Origin of the sequence: Lysinibacillus sp. NPDC093216, assembly GCF_050280325.1 — a bacterium.
Taxonomy (GTDB): domain Bacteria; phylum Bacillota; class Bacilli; order Bacillales_A; family Planococcaceae; genus Lysinibacillus.
Window position 1 is genome coordinate 46,275 of record NZ_JBNNVB010000006.1, and the last position, 19,113, is coordinate 65,387.

Below are 19,113 nucleotides of genomic sequence, written 5' to 3' on the forward strand. Positions count from 1 at the left end.
TACCACAGCCTAAACAATAAAGGAGATTTATAATATGGATAAACAACAAGTTTTAGAAATGTTAGTAGAGTTATGCGAGGACGATATCATTTTAGAAAACCCAGATATCGATTTATTTGAAGAAGGACTTCTTGATTCATTCGGTACAATTAATTTATTAGTGGAAATTGAAAGCCGCTTTAATATCTCAGTGCCAATTACTGATTTCAACCGTGAGGAATGGAACACGCCAAATCGTATTGTAGCGGAATTAGCTGAAAGACAATGATTAAGAAAGGCTTTCTATCAATATTAATTGCTTTTGCTCTTTTTGCTGCCTTGATATTCTTCCCTAATTCCTGGATAAAAGCTTGGATTTCAGATGAAGATGTAGAGCAGGCAAAGACAAGTATGTCTCCATTAGTGTTCCAAGGGATGTATTTCCAGGAGCGAATGTTACAGGAGCCTAAAACTATGCCTTTATATGGCTCCTCAGAATTAAATCGTTTCGACCCTTTCCACCCTTATAATTATACTCGGGCTACAGATGCTCCGTATACGACATTTATGGTCGGGCGTGGTGGAATGCAGTCTATTACACACTTTTTAAATTTTGCTGCACAGGAAAAGAATTTAAAGGATAAGAAAATTGTTTTCATCATTTCTCCTCAATGGTTTACGAAAAAGGGAATGAATGAATTACACTTCTCTCCTAACTATTCGATGTTGCATGCTTATGATTTAGCATACAATAAGGACATTGACGAAGATCTTCGAAATCGAGGAATGAAACGCCTTCTTGAATTCGATACTGTTAATCGAGATGAGCTGCTTAAAACAATTTATGAATATAAATTATCTGGCGGTAAGGAAAAACCAATCATCGGGCGACTTGCCTTGATGGCAGGCCATGTCCAAAAGGCACTTTTAGAGAAAAAAGATTTATATTACTCGCTCTTCCCTCGTGAAGGAAGTAACTTAAAAAGCAATGACAAACTAGTTGCGGACCAAACATTCGAGCAGCAAATAAAAAATGCCGAGAAATATGGCGAGAAACGTGTTTCCAATGATTTAATGATTGAAAACAAATTTTATAAACGTCTTGTAAATGCTAATATTAAAAAGTTTGAAGGAATGCGCAAAAACGAAGATTATACGACTTCACCCGAATATGAGGATTTACAGCTTGTAATTGATATTTTAAAAGATGCTGGTGCAAAGCCACTATTTGTCTCTATTCCAGTAAATGGTCATTGGTATGACTACACTGAATATCCTGCGGATCGCCGTGAAAAATATTACGAAAAAATGGATCAGATATTGACTAAAAATGATGTTCCATATGTTGATTTCTCAGGCCATGACTATGATCCTTATTTCATTATGGATACGATTCATATCGCATGGAAAGGCTGGGTCTATCTAGACCAAGAGCTGGACAAATATTGGGCACAGAAATAATTGCATTGTTCTCATTTAAAGAACGTAGAGACAGTCTAAAGTGTTAATCACTGAAGACTGTCTTTTTTTTATGGCAATCAATATCCCTCCGGTACCCTCTTCTAACAACCCCTCTATATTTCCCTTGACTCTCCCCTTAACTGGACAGATATACTCATAAAGACAATAGGATAAAAAAGTATTGGAGATGAATCGATGTTTAAAATTAGCGAGTTTTCAAAGCTTAGCCAAGTATCTGTAAAGACATTACGTTACTATGACCAATTGAATTTGCTTAAGCCTGCTTATACTGACAAATTTACGGGATATCGGTATTACTCAGCTGACCAAATGTTTCAAATCCATCGTATTTTAGCGTTCAAAGAATTGGGGTTCTCCTTAGAGCAAATTCGTCAAATGATGGGAGAGAATATCTCTCTTGAGCAAATTAGAGGTATGTTCAGAATTAAGCAAAATGAGATTCAATCCATTTTGGATGCCGAAAACGCTAGACTGGCTCGCATAAAGGAAGGTCTATGTAATATCGAGAACGAGGGAAAAGATGTAGCTTCACTTGATGTCGTTCTAAAAGAAATTAAGCCACAGCTCGTATTGTCTTATCGTAAAAAAGCATCGTTTAGACAAATCCCTGAGATGTTTCAAGAGCTGGATGATTATTTAGGAGTCTCTGGGCATTCTTCCTTGTCCCAAATGGTACTTTGGCATGGCTGTGAAGAGTGTGAGGATGCTATTGATATAGAGGTAGCTCGTTCGTTGACGTTCGATATACCGAGTTCCCCCCCTTTTACAGTAAAAAGATTGCCAGAAGCTCCGATGATGGCCACACTTGTCCATCATTGCTCGACAACAAGCCGCTGCACAGCAAGTACAGAGTTAGCATTATGGATTGAACGAAATGGATATCGCTTGAAGGACAATGAACCTCGCCGTGAAATCTGCATTCCTCATAAAAAATTAGACAATCCAGAATCCTACGTTGCAGAAGTTCAGATTGCTGTTGAAAGAGCTTAATTTTTGAATGGTAAGGAAGGAGATATTGCTTTGACTAAACATCAGAAGCTTTTGACTTTAAATTTATTTTTATTGACCTTTGTCCTTGGAACGAGTGAATTTGTCATTGTCGGGCTGCTATCCGAAGTGTCAACCGACTTAAATATCTCCATCTCTACAGCTGGCGCTCTCGTATCTACTTTCGCCATATCCTTTGCAATCGGCACGCCCATTTTAACAGCAATATCCAGTCGATTCTCAAAGTATCCGCTCATGCTTACATTAATCGTACTATTTATTGCAGGTAATAGTTTATCCGCTTTATCGGCAACGTATGGGCTACTTATTGTATCGAGAATACTTACAGCTGTTGTGACAGGGATTTTAATTGCACTTGCAATGGCAGTCGCTAGCGAGGTAATGCCAACTAAAAAGAGAGGACCTGTTATTTCGATCATCTTTACCGGCTTTACTATAGCTAGTGTAATTGGAGTGCCGATTGGTACCTATATTGGACAATTAGGTGGCTGGCGAATGACCTTTTGGTTTACCGCCCTATTGGGGATTATTTCGTTCATTGCTAGCTCTGCTACAATACCTAAAGGACTAACTGGAGCAAAAAGCTCTTTAAAAAAACAACTTGGCTTATTAACTAATTCGCGTATTATCATAGCATTCTTTATTCCAGCTTTAAGCATTGGAGCTACATATACCGTATACACTTATCTAACCCCTCTATTACTTGACGTACTAGTTGTCCCGGAACGATCTATTAGTCTAGTATTCTTGCTTTACGGGGTAGTATCTATCTTTAGTACGATAATAGGTGGAAAATTGGTAACGCGTAATGGAATCGGCAAGCTTCGATATATATTTCTTATACAAGCCGTGATTCTTTGGTTATTTTATATTTCATCAACGTCCATTGTTTTTGGACTGTTGAACATATCTTTTATAGCCCTTATTGTATATACAATGAACTCCACCATGCAATTGTATTTTATTGATTTGGCGGATAAACACTATCCATCTGCGAAAGATTTAGCTTCATCGTTAACTCCTGTCTCTTTAAACGTTGGTATTGCACTTGGTTCAACTCTTGGAGGATTTGTCACAACGAATATGAAACTTATTGATGTATCCTGGTTCGGAGGAATTGTAGCAATCGTTGCCTCATTGCTAACATTTATCAGCTATCATTTAGATCAAAAAAGTTCTACTCAAACGAAATGTAATGTTTAACAAAATAACCCTTCCTTAAAAACAATTAAGGAAAGGTTATTCTTACATGAATTCATTTTAACTTGCTTCACCATAGAAAGTTAGAGATGATATTTTATTAAACGCATATCCTGTAGAAAAGTTGATTGGAGTGGAGACTGGGCGACTCCTTAGGGATTAGCAATAGAGGAACGAAGGCTAAAACCATCACCTCCTGTGATAACGCCTTCGTGACCAACATCGTGCTGTTGCTGTCGCTTCGTTGCACTACGCTTTTGCACAGAATGAAACCCTTTTGCTGACGCTTCGTTAGCACTACGCTTTCGCGCAAAAAACATCTGTTGCCCCAAGCGGCTCATTGGACGCCCCCAGGAAGCTTTGCTCTGTGCGAAAGCGAAGCGGCAGCAACAGCTACCCATCTGATAATCCAATCAAAAAATACTCCAACGTTTGCGGTGTACGCTCCAGAATTTCAATAGCTTCCTTCATATTAAAATTCATGCTACTGCCCCCCTTCTTCGTTACAAATGAACTCGAAGTCCCTCTTGTTTAAGGCTATTTCAAGACCTTCTTAATCCGTTATTCATATATCATAACCCAATATTTTTCCTTATCCCCTTCTTCATTTACCTTCTTCCAACCATTCTTCTCATAAAATTTCAAAGCTTTATGATTTTCGGATACACATTTTAATCTTAACGGTTTATTCATTTTTTTAATGGAGGCATTTAGTAAGTGACCCCCTACACCTTTACCTAAGAAATCTGGATGAATAAATAAATTATGAATGAAGTTATCTGGCAAGTATAATGAAGCAAATCCAAGTATATGATGGTCCTCTTCCGCTACAATTATATGCTCTCCTATAGTATCTTTATCAAAATCGTCTAAAGTCAATTCTTCTAAAGCAGCCCAATGGAAATTTTTACGCCGCGATTCCAGATAGATTATTCTTAATTCTGGGTAATCTAATTCATTCGCTTCTCTAATATTCACATGCTCACCTTTGCTTTCATAATAATTTTAAGTGACTAATCAATTAAGCCTCGGCATAATTGCGTCCGGAGGCTTTTGGCAAACAAATGTTTTTTGTGTGAAAGCGAAGCGACAGCACGATGTTGGTCACTAAGTCGTGTGTTGTTGCTGTCGCTACAAAAGACATTTGCTAAAAGGAGTCAAATGAAAAAAGTCTAAGTTCATCAGCATCATCGGAAAACTGGATTAATCTCTCAAACTTCAAACCTACTTTTTCAAGTAGCTTGGCTGAAGCGTCATTATCTTGAGTTGTGATAGCTACAATACGATTTAACCCTAGTATATCTATACCATATGCCAATGTTGCTGAGGCTGCTTCATAGGCGTATCCTTTTCCCCAATACTTAGGTAGAAAAGCGAAGCCAATATCCACATCTTCTAGCGACTCTCTTTTAACTAAACCACAAATTCCAAGGGGGGTTTGATCTTCTTTTCTTTCAACTAAATAAAGACAAAATCCAAATTGCTCATACATGCGAATTGGTCCGTTTTCTATATATTCACATGCATCCTCTACTGTTCTCAATCCGCGATCACCGATGAACTGCAACCATGAAGGATCATTCATTAACTCAAGGATAAAATCCGCATCATCTGTTGTTTGTAAGCGAAGGGTAAGTCGTTCAGTTTCAAAAATTTTCATCGTAATTCTCCTTTCAGTATTGTTTTCCCCTATATGTAATTTATGTTTTGAATTAAATATATAATAACGGACTAAACATTGCACTTGCATTGCCTTTCAGAAGAGTAGATCCATTTTCTCTGGTTTATCGTATATAAATGAAATAAACACATCCATTCCAGTAAAAGCATTTCAAGGACTTTACCAATTTTTGTCGAATAATAATCTATAGAGCAATTTGCCTTTTTTATTAAAGGCAGCAAATTTATAAAAGGTGAGGTTGTTTTTTTGAGAAATAAATATTTAATTTTTAGTATCCTATCAATATTATTTTTGTCATTTCTTTCAGGCTGTGCTAATCAAAATGATACAGAATCAGCGACTATTTCAACTAATACTGATTCTAAATATGTGAGTACTTTCAAAGATTTAAATTTAGGTATACTATTTGACTATAATTTCAAATTAAATAATGCTGATAAAAGTTGGGTTGATCTTTGGGTTGAAAGTTACAAGGATGGGCAATTGGAATCTGATTCACTAATGACACTATCTTATGGGCAAAGTCCAAACAAAGTAGAGAAAGGTAATATTGGGTTTGGAATAATAAAGAATGATGATGCTGAATCATTTGCTTTTCTTTATGCACCAAGTGTTAAATCATTCCCTCAAAAAATCGACAAAATTCAATCCACTGAAGGTATTGTTAGTGGATGGTACTCTGCACTTGGAGATGAAACCGTAAAATTAAAATTAAATGAAACTTATGTATTGGCTGTATACAGAGAATCAAAAGGAAACTCTTTACAAACATATGACTTGCAGGACGAGAATGAAGTAAAGAAAATGATAGATGATGTCCGTCTTGTGTATTTATTAAAATTAAAAATTCATAATGAATCTAATTAAAGCTAATTTCAAGAGCATCTAAGGTGCAGTTTTAATCATAGTTTGAATTTTATCCTGCCTGAGCGGTTCTCTCGGGACCTGATCACTTCTCTTTGGAACCCGATCACTTTTTCGCCTTACCCGAGCAGCTTTCGGGGTTACCTGATCACTTTCCTACGCTACCCGATCACTTTTTCACACTACCCGAGCAGCTTCTCACGCTACCCGATCACTTTGCCAAAATCTACCCCAACCAACAACAAAAAATCGCCTCAAAAGTATATAAATACTTTTGAGGCGATACCAGTAAAGCTACTAAGTAATAGCTTATTTTAAGTTATAGAATGAATTTAAACCAAGGTACTCAGCTGTTGCACCAAGTTGATCTTCGATGCGAAGAAGTTGGTTGTATTTAGCTACGCGGTCTGTACGAGATGGAGCACCTGTTTTAATTTGACCAGCGTTAGTTGCAACTGCGATATCAGCAATTGTTGCATCCTCAGATTCACCAGAACGATGTGAGATAACTGCTGTGTAACCAGCGCGTTTTGCCATTTCGATTGCTTCGAATGTTTCTGTTAACGTACCGATTTGGTTTACTTTGATAAGGATTGCATTACCAACACCTTGCTCAATACCAGCCGCTAATTTTTTCGTATTTGTTACGAATAGATCGTCGCCTACTAATTGTACGCGAGCGCCGATACGATCTGTTAATAATTTGTGTCCTGCCCAGTCGTTTTCGTCTAAGCCATCTTCAATTGAGATGATTGGGTATTTAGCAGTTAATTCCTCGTACCAGTCAACCATTTCTTCAGAAGTTTTGACAACACCTTCACCGTCTAAGTGATATTTGCCATCTTCTTTATTGAATAATTCAGATGACGCAACGTCCATTGCAAGTTTTACTTCTTCACCTGGTTTATAGCCAGCTTTTTCGATTGCTTCTAAAATTACAGTAATGGCTTCTTCGTTAGAACCAAGGTTTGGTGCGAAACCACCTTCGTCACCTACAGCTGTGTTATAGCCTTTCGCTTTAAGCACTGCTTTTAAGTTGTGGAAGATTTCAGCGCCCATACGTAATGCATGGCGGAATGATTCTGCTCCTACAGGCATTACCATGAATTCTTGAATGTCTACGTTGTTGTCAGCGTGAGCGCCACCATTTATGATGTTCATCATTGGTACTGGTAGTTGTTTTGCGTTAAATCCACCAAGATATTGATAAAGAGGTACATCTAAATAATCTGCCGCAGCATGTGCAACTGCCATTGATACACCTAGAATGGCGTTGGCACCTAGTTTACCTTTGTTTTCTGTGCCATCTAGCTCGATTAAAGCTTTGTCGATGACTACTTGATCAAGAACTGAGTAGTTACCTTCTAGCTCTTGAGCAATAATTGTGTTTACATTTTCAACTGCTTTTAATACACCTTTGCCTAGGTAACGAGATTTGTCACCGTCGCGTAATTCTACTGCCTCATATTCACCTGTAGATGCACCTGATGGTACGATTGAGCGTCCAAAAGCGCCTGATTCTGTAAATACTTCAACTTCTACCGTTGGATTCCCACGTGAGTCTAAAACTTCGCGCGCATAAATTTGTGTAATAAATGGCATAATTAATTCTCCTCTTTTTCAATTAATGATTGACCTGTCATTTCAGAAGGTTGTGACACCTCTAATAATTCTAACATGGTTGGCGCCAAATCGGCTAAAATGCCACCATTTCTTAACATTAAATTTGGTTTTGTCACAATTACTGGAACAGGATTTGTTGTATGAGCTGTCATTGGAGCCCCTTCTAAAGTAAGAACTTCATCAGAGTTACCATGGTCAGCTGTAATAATAGCTGCGCCACCTTTTGCAAGGAGTGCATCTACTACTTTACCAAGACATTCATCGACTGTTTCAATGGCCTTGATTGTTGGCTCTAACATTCCGCTATGCCCAACCATATCAGGGTTAGCGAAATTAAGAATAATGCCATCAAATTTATCGGCCGCAATCTCTGCAAGCAATGCTTCTGTTACCTCGTAAGCACTCATTTCAGGTTTTAAATCGTATGTTGCAACTTTTGGAGATGCAATTAAAATACGCTCTTCCCCTTCAAATTTCTCCTCACGGCCACCACTCATAAAGAATGTAACATGGGGATACTTTTCTGTTTCTGCAATACGAAGCTGTGTTTTGCCATTAGAAGCTAACACTTCACCAATCGTATTTTTTAAGTTGTCGTTTTCATACGCAACTTGCGCATGCACTTCATCACTGTAGTGTGTGAATGATACAAATTTTAAATTCTTTGGTTGCTTATCTGATAATGCAAAGCCATCAAATTCATTATTTGTAAACACTTTCGACAGCTGAATTGCACGGTCAGGGCGGAAGTTGAAGAAAATAACAGCGTCATTATCGTCAATTGTTGCCACTGCTTCTCCATGCTCTTGAACGCTAAATGGAATAACAAACTCATCTGTTACATCATGCTCATATGATGCCGCTACGCCACTTGCCGCGCTGTCAGCTGTTTGACCAACACCATCTACTAGTACATTGTACGTAAGGGCTACACGATCCCAACGTTTATCACGATCCATTGCATAATAACGACCATGAATAGAAGCAAATTGACCTACGCCAATGTCCTTCATTTGTTTTTCAGTTTCTTCAATATAGCCTAGAGCTGTTGATGGTCCAACATCACGACCATCTAAGAAACCATGTACAAAGACTTTGTCTAAGCCTTGTTGTTTAGCAAGCTTTAATAGTGCAAACATATGCTCATAATGGCTATGTACGCCACCGTCTGAAAGTAAGCCCATAATATGAAGCTTAGATTGATGAGCTTTAGCATGTGCTATTGCATCCAAAAATGCTTTATTCGTAAAGAAATCTCCTTCACGAATAGATTTGTTTAAGCGTGTTAAGCTTTGGTAGACAATACGTCCAGCACCTATATTTAGGTGTCCAACTTCAGAGTTCCCCATTTGACCTTCAGGTAACCCCACTGCTTCACCAGCTGCAGTTAATGTTGAATGCGAGAACTCATTCCAAAAACGATCGAAGTTAGGTTTGTTAGCTTGGGCTACTGCATTTCCGAACGTTTCGTCGCGAAATGCAAAGCCATCTAGAATAATTAATGCTACTGGCTTTTTAGGCATTAGCTGCCGCCTCCAATAATTTTAAATATGATTCTGGTTGTAAACTTGCTCCACCAACTAAAGCGCCATCGATATGTTCTTTTGATAATAATTCCTGAATGTTTTCAGGTTTTACGCTACCGCCGTATTGAATACGTACAGCATTGGCCGTTTCAGCATTATATAATTCCTTCACTACTGCACGAATTGCTCCACATACTTGGTTAGCATCTTCTGCTGTAGCTGTTTTACCTGTACCGATTGCCCAAATAGGTTCATAAGCGATCACCATATGCTCTACTTCTTGTGCTCCAAATCCTGCAAGTGCTGCTGTAATTTGATGAGCAACCTTTTGCTCAGTAGTCCCCGCTTCACGTTCCTCAAGCGTTTCTCCACAGCAAATAATTGGTACGATATTATGCGCCAATGCTGCAGCAACCTTTTTATTGATGGCTTCATCTGTTTCGTTATAATATTCACGTCGTTCAGAGTGTCCTAAAATAACATAGTCTACTTCCACGCTTGCTAGCTGAGCTGGACTAATTTCCCCAGTGAATGCACCTTCGTTTTCATAGTGCATCGTTTGAGCACCAATTGCTAGCTCAGATTCACTAGCAACTTGCACAAGCGTAGGTAGGTAAAGTGCTGGTGCACAAACAACAGCGTCTACTTTATCATTTGAAGGAAGTTTGTCCTGTACCGCATCGACAAATTGGATAGCCTCTTCAAATGATTTATACATTTTCCAGTTACCTGCAATAATTGGTTTACGCATCGTTATTGCCTCCTATGTTTTTTTATTTTAAACAGTTTTACTTATCGTTTAATGCCACAATTCCAGGAAGCTCTTTCCCTTCCATTAATTCAAGTGAGGCACCGCCACCTGTAGAAATATGGTCCATTTTATCGGCAACTTCAAATTTTTCTACTGCCGCTGCAGAATCCCCGCCACCAATAACTGTATAACCAGTTGTTATTGCCATAGCGTCAGCTACAGTTTTTGTACCATTCGCGAATTTATCCATTTCAAAGACACCCATTGGTCCATTCCAAATGATTAATTTAGAATTTTTAATAACTTCTGCATAGTTAGCAGCTGTTTTTGGACCGATATCTAAGCCCATCCAGTCAGCTGGAATAGCGTCTACATCGACAATTTGTGTTTCAGCATCTTTTGAAAATTCGCTTGCGACTACGGCATCGATTGGCATATGTAATTGCACGCCTTTTGCCTTTGCTTTTTCAATAAAGGATTTTGCTAAATCGATTTTATCTTCTTCTAATAAAGATTTACCGATATCATAGCCTTGCGCTTTAATGAATGTGAATGATAAACCGCCACCGATAATTAGGTGGTCTACTTTTTCTAATAAGCTTTCAATCACACCAATTTTGTCTTTAACTTTGGCACCACCAATAATTGCTGTAAATGGACGCTCTGGGTTAGATAATGCTTTACCTAGCACATCTAATTCCTTTTGCATAAGGAAACCAGATACTGCTGGTACATACTTGGCAAATCCTTCAGTTGACGCGTGTGCACGGTGAGCTGCACCGAACGCATCATTGACATAAACGTCCGCTAATTTTGCAAATTGCTCTGCTAATGCTGGATCATTTTTCTCTTCGCCAGCGTGGAAGCGAACATTTTCAAGAAGAATAATGTCACCATTTTGCATATTTGCAACCGCTTCTTCTACCTCTTGACCAATTGACTCATCTAATTTCGTAACAGGTTTACCCATTAATTCAGCTAAACGTACACCGACTGCAGTTAGGCGCATATCCTCTTTTACTTCACCCTTTGGACGTCCTAAGTGAGAAGCTAAAATTACTTTGGCACCTTGTTCCACTAAATATTCAATTGTAGGAATTGCTGCTCGAATACGTGTTTCGTCAGTAATCGCACCATCTGCCATCGGTACATTAAAATCAACACGTACAAATACACGCTTACCTTTTACATCAATATCTTTCATCGTCTTCTTATTTAACATGAAGAAACCCCCTTCAAAGTTCTTAGTCATGAATTACCTGGATTCACCCATCTTGGCTCCTCACATCATTCACTTAACTGTATTAGATAAAAATAGTTGATCCATCATCACATAGGATTAATTCTGTTTAATAAGCCTTTTCAGAAAAGCGCTCAGAACGGAAATCAACCCACGTTATGGTGAAGTACCCTTTTACTTGCTTATATAGTAGCAAAAGTCACGTTCTATGTCTTGCGATTACATAACCAGTCACATGACCGCCTTATATTTCGTATCAATTTCGCCTTGGCGTAATTGCGTCCGGATTTTGAATTGTGCCCGCACAATTCATTCCTTTCAAAATCCGTGACATCCGCCGGAGGCTTTATCTTCATTCAGTAAGTGTTTGGACACCTACTAAAAAGGAAGCACATCTCCATTCATCACCACCTTCTGAGGTGGGTGTATTCTGTAACTGACGTTTCACTTACGTTACAAAAGACATTTGCTGAATGAAGATAAAAAGGAGTAAGGGTAAATTTCCCTTACTCCCATTACCCTTGTATATTATATCTTCTAGATATTATAAAGGCTATACTTTTTGTGCGCAAAAAGCAGTATTATGTCACACTTTTTACTTAAGTTATCGAATTATGACACTTATTTAGTGTTTAATCCTTTATCTGCGATATATAAAGCTAAGTCCATTAAACGAGTAGAGTAACCAATTTCGTTATCATACCATGCTAGAACTTTTACCATACTATTTTCTAATACCATTGTAGAAAGACCATCTACAGTCGAAGAGTTATGGTTACCATTGTAGTCAATTGAAACTAATGGTAATTCATTGTAACCTAAAATGCCTTTAAGTTCGTTTTCTGAAGCTTCTTTTAACGCCGCATTAATGGCTTCTTTTGTTACTTCTGCTTTTAGCTCCACTACTAAGTCAACACATGAAACGTTTGGTGTCGGTACACGCATAGAGAAGCCATCTAGTTTACCTTTTAAGTGAGGTAATACTTTTGAAACTGCAACTGCTGCACCTGTTGTTGTTGGAATCATTGACACTGCACCAGCACGTGCGCGACGTGGGTCAGAGTGCGGGAAGTCAAGGATACGTTGATCGTTTGTATATGAGTGAATTGTTGTCATCATACCACGCTCAATGCCAAATTTTTCATCAAGTATTTTTGCAACTGGCGCTAGACAGTTCGTTGTACAAGAAGCGTTTGAAATAACATCGTCTGTTTCAGGGTTGTAATCCTCATGGTTAACACCCATAACAAACGTTGGCATTTCGCCTTTCGCTGGGGCTGAAAGAATAGCTTTTTTAGCACCTGCTTGAATATGTTTACCTACTTCTTCCATAGAGCGGAATCTACCTGTACATTCAAGTACTACATCAACACCTAGTTCGCCCCAAGGTAAATTAGCAGGATCTTTCTCAGCATAAACTTTAATGTTTTTTCCATTTACTACGAAAGAATCGCCGTCTGCATAAACATCAGCATCGTAGATACCATGTACTGAATCATAAGTTAATAAGTGTGCAAGTTGACCTGCATCTGTTAGGTCATTTACTGCCACCACTTCGAATTCATCGTGCTTCATAGCTTCACGAAATACTAATCGTCCAATACGTCCAAATCCATTAATCGCTAATTTTAATGCCATTGTCAATTCCTCCAATATTGTTTAAATAATTAATTTTGCCTCGGACATTTATAATATCCGCAATTGGCTTTATTCTCATTCAGAGAGTGTTGTAGCACCCGCTGAAATATGAGTTCCAAGTTAATTTATTAAGAAGATAAACTTTCGGCGATAGCTTTTGCCGCTACCTCATCCGTTATAAAAATGGTTTGCTTTGGTGCTACCTTAAAGTACGATAGCATCGCCTTCACTTTTTGTTTACCAGCAGCGACTGCAATGACTTGCTTACTTCTTTGCACTTGCTCAAACTGAATACCGATTGTTCGAATTCGATGTACAATTTCGCCTTCTGCATTGAAATAATAACCAAATGCTTCACTAACTGCACCCATTTCTTCGAGTATCCGTAAATCCTCCGGCGATGAATTACGACGAACAGCCATTTCTTCTGCCGAGCCAATACCATGAATAACACAATCTGCATGATCATAATAATTCATCATTTCAGTTACCATTGGCTCTGTTAACATTGCTTGATAGGCCTGCTCACTTAAATGCTCCGGTAAAAATAATGTGCGATACTGTGCATCCATCTGCATGGCAAATGTTGAGACAAGTGTATTGGCTTGCATTTGCATTTCATGCCCAATACCTCCACGAGCAGCAACAAATGTGATGTTGTTTGCGTCAGCTGGCTGTAAAAATTGCGCGAGTGATGCAACCGACTTGCCACCAGTAACAGCTACTATTTGATCATCAAAGGTTGTTGACATAAATTGCTGTGCTGCCTCTTTTCCAAGCAATGTTAATATCGTATCGTCTTCATTGTAATCACCTGGAACAACAATTACATGCTGGAAGCCAAAATGGTTTTTCAATGATTTAGCTAGCTGTGTAAGACCAGACCATTCATAGACTAGTGCTCGTAGCTTATCTATAACTACTTCACCTTCGTCTGTACATACCATGCCCGACTTTTGAGAATCTAATAACCCTTGCTCGCGTAAAATATCCGTTTCTTTACGAATTTCTCGTTCAGTCATTTTAAGTGAATCAGCAAGTGTCCGACGCCCAATTGGCTGCATAAGCTGAACTGTTTGCAAAATACGATATCTCGATTGTAGAAGCGGATACATTTCTGGAAGTAGCCTTTGCTGTGCCTCAGGTACAGATAACATATTAATCTACTCCCTTTTCAATAGCGGTGGGTTATTTTTCGTCCCACTATTTAAAATTATGTCCCACTTACAATTTCATTATAATACGCTTTATAAATAATGTAAAGTAACAAAAAACTTGTTTAATTTACAATAAAGCCGTTTAGTAAGAGAAGAATTATTAGACGTGACATGAAGCTCTCTATTATTCAATTATGAAAACGTTGAATAAAATGGAACCATTTTACAATTGATTCGTATTAATAGACAATAGGATATATCAGAAAAATAGTTGGCTCACATATATAAGGGAGGGTTTCTAATTGAAGAATTCTATTTCGAAAGCATTAGAATGTCCAAAATGCGGAGGGAAGGAATTGGGGAAAGGTAAGCAAAATGGATATGGAGTTATCCATCCTGAAAATAAGATGAGTATAGGTTCAGCTGTAGAATTCATTATTTGCACAGAATGTGGATTTATAATCGAAAGCTATGTAAAAAAACCGGAGAAATTTAAGGGTACAATTTTTTGAGGAAATATTGTAAATAAAACCTAAAAGGAATTTTTTTATTAAAACACTCTGGAATTAGCGTTCATTGTATGTAGACACATAAAGGACTATTTATTTTATGTATAGTGGCCTAATTGTGAATACGCTAAAGTTTAAATTAGCTTTTTTTGCAAAAGACAATTGCAAAAAGAAAGGATTAGGTGATTGGAGTGGAGGCTGGGCGACTCCTTGGGGATCAGCAATAGAGGAACGAAGGCTAAAACCATCACCTCCTGTGATAACGCCTTCGTGACCAACATCGTGTTGGCCCGAGACCCTGGAGCGAGCAACGCGAGTGAAGCGGCTCATCGGACGCCCCCAGGAAAGCGCCCAGCCGGAACGGAAATCAACCACAGGTTATGCTGATGAGTCTGATAAATATAAATATCGTGTTGTTTCTAGTATTAATGAAAAACTCGTAGCCAATTAGACATGGCTACGAGTTTTTTGTTAGCTTATTTTGTGTAAGATAAAATTGCGTTTTTCTTAAATCCGCATAAAGCTTTTGTTGCTTCACTTTTATTTGTGTATTCAAAAATACGAACGTCCTTTTTCTCAAATACTGTAATAACCCACATGGTGAATTCTCCCTTCAACTATACGTTTTTGTAATATAACAATCACTAAAAATGTGATGCAATTGATAAACTGTTTTATAACAACCTCTTACTGATTCCTATTCTACTCTTATTTTTTTAAAAATAAAGCCGAATGTGAAGGTCTTCACAAACTGTTCAAATTCTAAACGCTTTCATTGAACAATTTGTGAATTGTGGTTATTACCGCTAAAAATTCGGGTAAAGTAACTATCAATTTTGTCGATGTTGGTCACTCAGTCTTTTGTTGTTGTTGTTGTTGTTGTTGTTGTTGTTGTTGTTGTTGCTTTTGCTTTCGCACAGATAAATTGCCATAAGACGTGGCGTTCTTAGCCTAAGTTCCTCTTTTCAGTGGATGTTTGAACACACTCTGAAAGAAATTAAAAAATTCCGCTCCTTCCTCACTGCCACATACATAGCAAGAAAAAATGCGAAATTTTTAAGGTTCATCTATTGTTTTGTCTCATTAAACGTGCGATTTGTTGCTCATTTGTATGTTCGATTTCTTCTAATTTTTGAATTACTAATTGTTGTCTATCATTAGAATGATTCTGGCTTAACTTCTTCTTACCTTCCATACTTAAGATTTTTAATTTAAAGCCTTGAACTCCTTTGTTTAGATTGCTTACAAGCTGATCATCTACCTGAGTTAAGCTATATGTGCTGGTATGATGTTCATATTTTTTAATCATGTTGTTAAAGGATTGTATCAATTCATCATCGTGTTCAATAAGCTCGATTTCTCCATAAATATGTACTGCTACATAATTCCATGTTGGGACAGCTTGATTTGTTTCATACCACGAGGGAGATATGTAGCAATGTGGCCCATGAAATATTGCTAAAACCTGTTGATTTTCAATATCCTTCCATTGAGGATTTCCATTTGCAAAATGCCCAATTAAACAGTCCTTAGTGTCATTCAACAACAACGGGAGATGTGTAGCAACTGGCATTCCTTCCTGAGTTGAAAAGAGTGTTGCAAAACTGTTCTCCTGAATCACTTCTATCATCTCGGATCTATCCTTCATTTTAAAAGCTGCTGGTACGTACATAAGCAACTCCCCCTTTGTTATTCGCTACACAAATGCTCCATAAGTGTTGCGTAATCCAAATTGCCGTATTGTATTACTTGCCCATCCTTTTCTACTACCGGAATCATTAACATATACTTTTCATGTATGCTCTCATCTTCTTCAATATTAATAATTTCAAGATCGAAATCTATATCTTCCTGTACGAGCTTTAAAGTATGCAGTCCCTCTACACAAAGTCCACAATTATCTCGACTAAAAAATTTCACGTCCAATTACAGCACCTCCCTTAAGAGCTATTATAAAACGAAACAGCTATTAATAACCAAGATACTGTAATGACACCTTTTGTTTATTGTTTAATTGTTTCAGAATCTTTTTTTACAACATTGGTATTCTTGCCAATAATTACGGACGCCACAACAATGAATGCTATTACAATAGTAAATAATGTAATAGGTTCATTGAGAAATAAAGCTGCAAAAATAATCATTAAAAATGGCTGTAAATATTGAATTTGGCTTACTCTTGAAATGCCTCCCATAGCCATTCCACCATACCAGGCTACATATGCTAAAAATTGACTCACAATAGCAAGATACAGAAAGCTAATCCAAGCTTTTAAAGGAGCATGCAACATCTCAACTGATACGTTTAGTAACACTGGAATAATAAGAAAAGGAGTAGCAATTATAATTGCCCAAGCAATTACTTGCCAGCTTCCTAATTCTCGTGCTAGTACCCCTCCTTCAGCATAGCTAAGTCCGAGTATAATGACTGCTGCCAATAATGCTAAATCTGCAACATGTAATTGGCCCAGTCCAAGATACATAGCGTAAATTATTACTGCCAATGCGCCAACTATACTTGATATCCAAAATTTAATGGACGGAATTTCGCCTCCCCTTATCATTGCAAACCCCGCTGTAGCTAAAGGTAAAAGGGCTAACTCTACAGCTCCATGAGAAACTGGCAAACTTGTCATAGCCCAAGAGGTGAGCAAGGGGAATCCTAAAACTGCGCCTAAAGAGACAATAATTAAACTCTTGAATTGACGAGCAGTGGGCAGTTTTTCTTTTTTCACAACCAATACAAGAGCAACTAAAATTGAAGCTACTACCGCTCTTCCTAAGCCAACAATTGTAGTCCCGAAATATTCTACTGCTACACTTGTTGCAGGTAATGTTAAGCTGAAACAGATGACGCCCACTAAGCCTAATAATAACCCCATTTTTTCCTTCTTATTGTCCTGCACCATTACCAACCCCTTATATTTTATGCAAATCTGTACCATTTGTGCTGGTATAATAAATATTAAGAGGAACTACCGTAAAAATAAACGATATTTTCCGTCATCTGTCCTGGTACAGAATAAAGGAGGCTTTGCATTGTATACAAAATATAATGAGGTTATTGATGAAATTAAAGATCAACTGGCACAGGGATTACTTATAGCAGGTAGTAAACTTCCTTCAGTACGACAACTCTCTGAAAAATTCTCCTGCAGTAAAAACACAGTTGTTAAAGCCTATGAAGAGCTAGAAAAAGAGCACTTAATTTTTTCGGTTCCTAAAAGCGGCTATTATGTTGTCAATGAATTTCAAAATCCAGACAGTAAAAATGATATTATTGACTTTTTGTCTGCTGGTCCAGATAAAGACATCATACCCTACATTGATTTTCAGCACTGCATCAATCAGGCCATTGATACTTATAAAGAAGAATTATTCACTTACACCGATCAACAAGGTCTATACTCTTTACGACTTCAAATGGTGAAGTATTTGCAAAGCTTACAAGTATTTACTGAACCTGAAAGATTATTTATTGTGTCTGGCTCTCAGCAGGCTCTTAATTTATTAGTTTCTATGCCATTTCCAAATGGGAAAAACAATATTTTAATTGAACAGCCTACTTATTTTGGCTTTATAGAGTCTGCCAATTTACAGCAAGTGACTACGTTCGGGATTGATTTATCTATGGATGGAATTGATTTCGATCGTCTAGAATATATATTTCGCAATAACGATATCAAGTTTTTCTATATTGTTCCGAGGTTTCAAAATCCACTTGGACATAGCTATACAAATAAAGAGAAAAAAAGGATTGTAGAATTAGCGGAAAAATACGATGTCTATATAGTTGAGGATGACTTTTTAGGGGATTTGGATCCAAATACTAAATCCGATCCATTATTCGCGTACAATCCTTCTGGCAGAGTTATTTATATTAAAAGTTTTTCTAAAGTTTTTCTACCTGGTTTAAGAGTTGCGTCTTTAGTTCTTCCAAAAATAATGACTAACAATTTTTTACGCTATAAATTTACTGCCGATTTTAATAGTTCGGTTCTTTCACAAGGAGCATTAGAAATTTATTTAAAAAACGGAATGTTTAATAGCCATATTAAGAAAATAAAAGAGCTATATTATAGAAAAATGAAACATCTTCAGGAAGCTTGTGAGTTATTGCTGCCAAATAACACGCATTATACGAAACCCTCTTCAGGATTTTATCTTACTATCTCCCTGCCCGAGAAAGTGACCGCAAAGCAGATCGTCAATTTGTTAAAAGAGCAAAATGTCCTTGTGGATGATGCAGCTAGAATGTTCCTACCAGAATATAAAAAGGAAAATCTGATTCGATTAAGTATTTCTCAAGTGAATGAGCGTCAAATTCATGTTGGAGTAGAAAAGCTAGCCCGTTGTATTACATTAATTAACAATAAGAAAAATGATATATATCGAAATACTTTTCAGCTCTTATAACGGCTCTTCATCCAAATAAGTCTCGACTGTACAATCGGG

The 19,113-nt window shown here is 37.5% G+C and carries 21 protein-coding genes and 1 pseudogene; 7 read left to right on the top strand and 15 right to left on the bottom strand.

Annotated features, from left to right (window positions below; genetic code table 11):
* The first annotated feature begins 34 nt into the window (after window positions 1–34).
* The 4 genes from dltC (at window position 35) to ACQKOG_RS09095 (ending at window position 3,672) form a co-directional block, all read left to right on the top strand.
* Window positions 35–268: a D-alanine--poly(phosphoribitol) ligase subunit 2 gene (gene dltC, locus ACQKOG_RS09080; protein ID WP_370081798.1), complete on the top strand. Its 234-nt coding sequence runs from the start codon at window positions 35–37 to the stop codon at window positions 266–268.
* Window positions 265–1,440, top strand: coding sequence for a D-alanyl-lipoteichoic acid biosynthesis protein DltD (dltD, locus tag ACQKOG_RS09085; protein ID WP_427446101.1), 1,176 nt, complete (start codon window positions 265–267; stop codon window positions 1,438–1,440). The genes dltC and dltD overlap by 4 nt, the downstream gene beginning before the upstream one ends.
* A 195-nt stretch (window positions 1,441–1,635) precedes the next feature.
* Window positions 1,636–2,451 (top strand): MerR family transcriptional regulator, encoded by an 816-nt coding sequence (locus ACQKOG_RS09090; RefSeq protein ID WP_427446103.1) that lies wholly within the window; start codon window positions 1,636–1,638, stop codon window positions 2,449–2,451.
* A 30-nt stretch (window positions 2,452–2,481) separates the two neighbouring features.
* On the top strand, window positions 2,482–3,672 hold the full coding sequence (locus ACQKOG_RS09095; protein WP_370081804.1) for an MFS transporter: 1,191 nt from the start codon (window positions 2,482–2,484) through the stop codon (window positions 3,670–3,672).
* Between the two features lie 149 nt (window positions 3,673–3,821).
* Here the strand turns inward: ACQKOG_RS09095 and ACQKOG_RS09100 are convergent, their stop codons facing one another.
* From ACQKOG_RS09100 to ACQKOG_RS09115, 4 genes and pseudogenes are all read right to left on the bottom strand, one after another.
* Window positions 3,822–4,010 carry a hypothetical protein gene (locus tag ACQKOG_RS09100; protein WP_370081806.1) on the bottom strand — a complete coding sequence of 63 codons (189 nt, stop codon included), beginning with the start codon at window positions 4,008–4,010 and terminating at the stop codon, window positions 3,822–3,824.
* A 55-nt stretch (window positions 4,011–4,065) separates the two neighbouring features.
* Window positions 4,066–4,152, bottom strand: a pseudogene (locus ACQKOG_RS09105) (DinB family protein); the annotation flags it as partial.
* Between the two features lie 78 nt (window positions 4,153–4,230).
* Complete coding sequence (locus ACQKOG_RS09110) at window positions 4,231–4,647, bottom strand: GNAT family N-acetyltransferase (protein ID WP_370081808.1); 417 nt, start codon at window positions 4,645–4,647, stop codon at window positions 4,231–4,233.
* A 169-nt stretch (window positions 4,648–4,816) separates the two neighbouring features.
* Window positions 4,817–5,329, bottom strand: a complete 513-nt coding sequence (locus ACQKOG_RS09115) for a GNAT family N-acetyltransferase (protein WP_370081810.1) — start codon at window positions 5,327–5,329, stop codon at window positions 4,817–4,819.
* Window positions 5,330–5,596: 267 nt separating this feature from the next.
* Here ACQKOG_RS09115 and ACQKOG_RS09120 point away from each other — a divergent pair, with 267 nt between their 5' ends.
* Window positions 5,597–6,217, top strand: coding sequence for a hypothetical protein (locus tag ACQKOG_RS09120; RefSeq protein ID WP_370081812.1), 621 nt, complete (start codon window positions 5,597–5,599; stop codon window positions 6,215–6,217).
* Between the two features lie 306 nt (window positions 6,218–6,523).
* On the opposite strand, the gene eno is transcribed toward ACQKOG_RS09120, so the two are convergent.
* The 6 genes from eno to ACQKOG_RS09150 all read right to left on the bottom strand — a co-directional run bounded on the left by eno (window position 6,524) and on the right by ACQKOG_RS09150 (window position 14,149).
* Window positions 6,524–7,816: a phosphopyruvate hydratase gene (eno, locus tag ACQKOG_RS09125; protein WP_370081814.1), complete on the bottom strand. Its 1,293-nt coding sequence runs from the start codon at window positions 7,814–7,816 to the stop codon at window positions 6,524–6,526.
* Between the two features lie 2 nt (window positions 7,817–7,818).
* The gene (gene gpmI, locus ACQKOG_RS09130; RefSeq protein ID WP_402869522.1) at window positions 7,819–9,360 is read right to left on the bottom strand and encodes a 2,3-bisphosphoglycerate-independent phosphoglycerate mutase; all 1,542 of its coding nucleotides are present in this window, start codon (window positions 9,358–9,360) and stop codon (window positions 7,819–7,821) included.
* Complete coding sequence (tpiA, locus tag ACQKOG_RS09135) at window positions 9,353–10,114, bottom strand: triose-phosphate isomerase (protein WP_370081817.1); 762 nt, start codon at window positions 10,112–10,114, stop codon at window positions 9,353–9,355. The genes gpmI and tpiA overlap by 8 nt, the downstream gene beginning before the upstream one ends.
* A 37-nt stretch (window positions 10,115–10,151) precedes the next feature.
* Entirely contained in the window at window positions 10,152–11,336 is a 1,185-nt protein-coding gene (locus ACQKOG_RS09140; RefSeq protein WP_427446108.1) for a phosphoglycerate kinase, read from the bottom strand.
* A gap of 639 nt (window positions 11,337–11,975) precedes the next feature.
* On the bottom strand, window positions 11,976–12,992 hold the full coding sequence (gap, locus tag ACQKOG_RS09145) for a type I glyceraldehyde-3-phosphate dehydrogenase (RefSeq protein WP_370081821.1): 1,017 nt from the start codon (window positions 12,990–12,992) through the stop codon (window positions 11,976–11,978).
* Between the two features lie 128 nt (window positions 12,993–13,120).
* On the bottom strand, window positions 13,121–14,149 hold the full coding sequence (locus ACQKOG_RS09150; protein ID WP_370081823.1) for a sugar-binding transcriptional regulator: 1,029 nt from the start codon (window positions 14,147–14,149) through the stop codon (window positions 13,121–13,123).
* 302 nt (window positions 14,150–14,451) lie between these two features.
* Here ACQKOG_RS09150 and ACQKOG_RS09155 point away from each other — a divergent pair, with 302 nt between their 5' ends.
* Entirely contained in the window at window positions 14,452–14,661 is a 210-nt protein-coding gene (locus ACQKOG_RS09155; RefSeq protein WP_387083525.1) for a transcription initiation factor TFIIIB, read from the top strand.
* A gap of 90 nt (window positions 14,662–14,751) precedes the next feature.
* Here ACQKOG_RS09155 and ACQKOG_RS09160 read toward each other — a convergent pair whose 3' ends face one another.
* The 5 genes from ACQKOG_RS09160 to ACQKOG_RS09180 all read right to left on the bottom strand — a co-directional run bounded on the left by ACQKOG_RS09160 (window position 14,752) and on the right by ACQKOG_RS09180 (window position 17,567).
* Entirely contained in the window at window positions 14,752–14,988 is a 237-nt protein-coding gene (locus tag ACQKOG_RS09160; RefSeq protein ID WP_402869527.1) for a hypothetical protein, read from the bottom strand.
* Window positions 14,989–15,134: 146 nt separating this feature from the next.
* On the bottom strand, window positions 15,135–15,257 hold the full coding sequence (locus tag ACQKOG_RS09165; protein ID WP_269799745.1) for a hypothetical protein: 123 nt from the start codon (window positions 15,255–15,257) through the stop codon (window positions 15,135–15,137).
* A 464-nt stretch (window positions 15,258–15,721) separates the two neighbouring features.
* A complete protein-coding gene (locus ACQKOG_RS09170; RefSeq protein ID WP_427446112.1) occupies window positions 15,722–16,330 on the bottom strand; it encodes an FMN-binding negative transcriptional regulator in 609 nt (202 codons plus the stop codon).
* A gap of 17 nt (window positions 16,331–16,347) precedes the next feature.
* Window positions 16,348–16,584 carry a glutaredoxin family protein gene (locus ACQKOG_RS09175; protein WP_370081829.1) on the bottom strand — a complete coding sequence of 79 codons (237 nt, stop codon included), beginning with the start codon at window positions 16,582–16,584 and terminating at the stop codon, window positions 16,348–16,350.
* Between the two features lie 77 nt (window positions 16,585–16,661).
* Window positions 16,662–17,567 carry a DMT family transporter gene (locus ACQKOG_RS09180; protein WP_370081831.1) on the bottom strand — a complete coding sequence of 302 codons (906 nt, stop codon included), beginning with the start codon at window positions 17,565–17,567 and terminating at the stop codon, window positions 16,662–16,664.
* 130 nt (window positions 17,568–17,697) lie between these two features.
* On the opposite strand from ACQKOG_RS09180, the gene ACQKOG_RS09185 reads away from it, so the two are divergent.
* Window positions 17,698–19,074, top strand: coding sequence for a PLP-dependent aminotransferase family protein (locus ACQKOG_RS09185; RefSeq protein ID WP_370081833.1), 1,377 nt, complete (start codon window positions 17,698–17,700; stop codon window positions 19,072–19,074).
* Window positions 19,075–19,113: the final 39 nt, after the last annotated feature.

What these genes read in the sequence shown, in the direction of transcription:
- dltC (WP_370081798.1), top strand. Translation starts at nt 35, where the DNA reads ATGGATAAACAACAAGTTTTAGAAATGTTAGTAGAGTTATGCGAGGAC.
- dltD (WP_427446101.1), top strand. Translation starts at nt 265, where the DNA reads ATGATTAAGAAAGGCTTTCTATCAATATTAATTGCTTTTGCTCTTTTT.
- ACQKOG_RS09090 (WP_427446103.1), top strand. Translation starts at nt 1,636, where the DNA reads ATGTTTAAAATTAGCGAGTTTTCAAAGCTTAGCCAAGTATCTGTAAAG.
- ACQKOG_RS09100 (WP_370081806.1), bottom strand. Translation starts at nt 4,010, where the DNA reads ATGAGCCGCTTGGGGCAACAGATGTTTTTTGCGCGAAAGCGTAGTGCT.
- ACQKOG_RS09115 (WP_370081810.1), bottom strand. Translation starts at nt 5,329, where the DNA reads ATGAAAATTTTTGAAACTGAACGACTTACCCTTCGCTTACAAACAACA.
- eno (WP_370081814.1), bottom strand. Translation starts at nt 7,816, where the DNA reads ATGCCATTTATTACACAAATTTATGCGCGCGAAGTTTTAGACTCACGT.
- gpmI (WP_402869522.1), bottom strand. Translation starts at nt 9,360, where the DNA reads ATGCCTAAAAAGCCAGTAGCATTAATTATTCTAGATGGCTTTGCATTT.
- tpiA (WP_370081817.1), bottom strand. Translation starts at nt 10,114, where the DNA reads ATGCGTAAACCAATTATTGCAGGTAACTGGAAAATGTATAAATCATTT.
- ACQKOG_RS09140 (WP_427446108.1), bottom strand. Translation starts at nt 11,336, where the DNA reads ATGTTAAATAAGAAGACGATGAAAGATATTGATGTAAAAGGTAAGCGT.
- gap (WP_370081821.1), bottom strand. Translation starts at nt 12,992, where the DNA reads ATGGCATTAAAATTAGCGATTAATGGATTTGGACGTATTGGACGATTA.
- ACQKOG_RS09150 (WP_370081823.1), bottom strand. Translation starts at nt 14,149, where the DNA reads ATGTTATCTGTACCTGAGGCACAGCAAAGGCTACTTCCAGAAATGTAT.
- ACQKOG_RS09160 (WP_402869527.1), bottom strand. Translation starts at nt 14,988, where the DNA reads ATGAGCCGCTTCACTCGCGTTGCTCGCTCCAGGGTCTCGGGCCAACAC.
- ACQKOG_RS09165 (WP_269799745.1), bottom strand. Translation starts at nt 15,257, where the DNA reads ATGTGGGTTATTACAGTATTTGAGAAAAAGGACGTTCGTATTTTTGAA.
- ACQKOG_RS09170 (WP_427446112.1), bottom strand. Translation starts at nt 16,330, where the DNA reads ATGTACGTACCAGCAGCTTTTAAAATGAAGGATAGATCCGAGATGATA.
- ACQKOG_RS09180 (WP_370081831.1), bottom strand. Translation starts at nt 17,567, where the DNA reads ATGGTGCAGGACAATAAGAAGGAAAAAATGGGGTTATTATTAGGCTTA.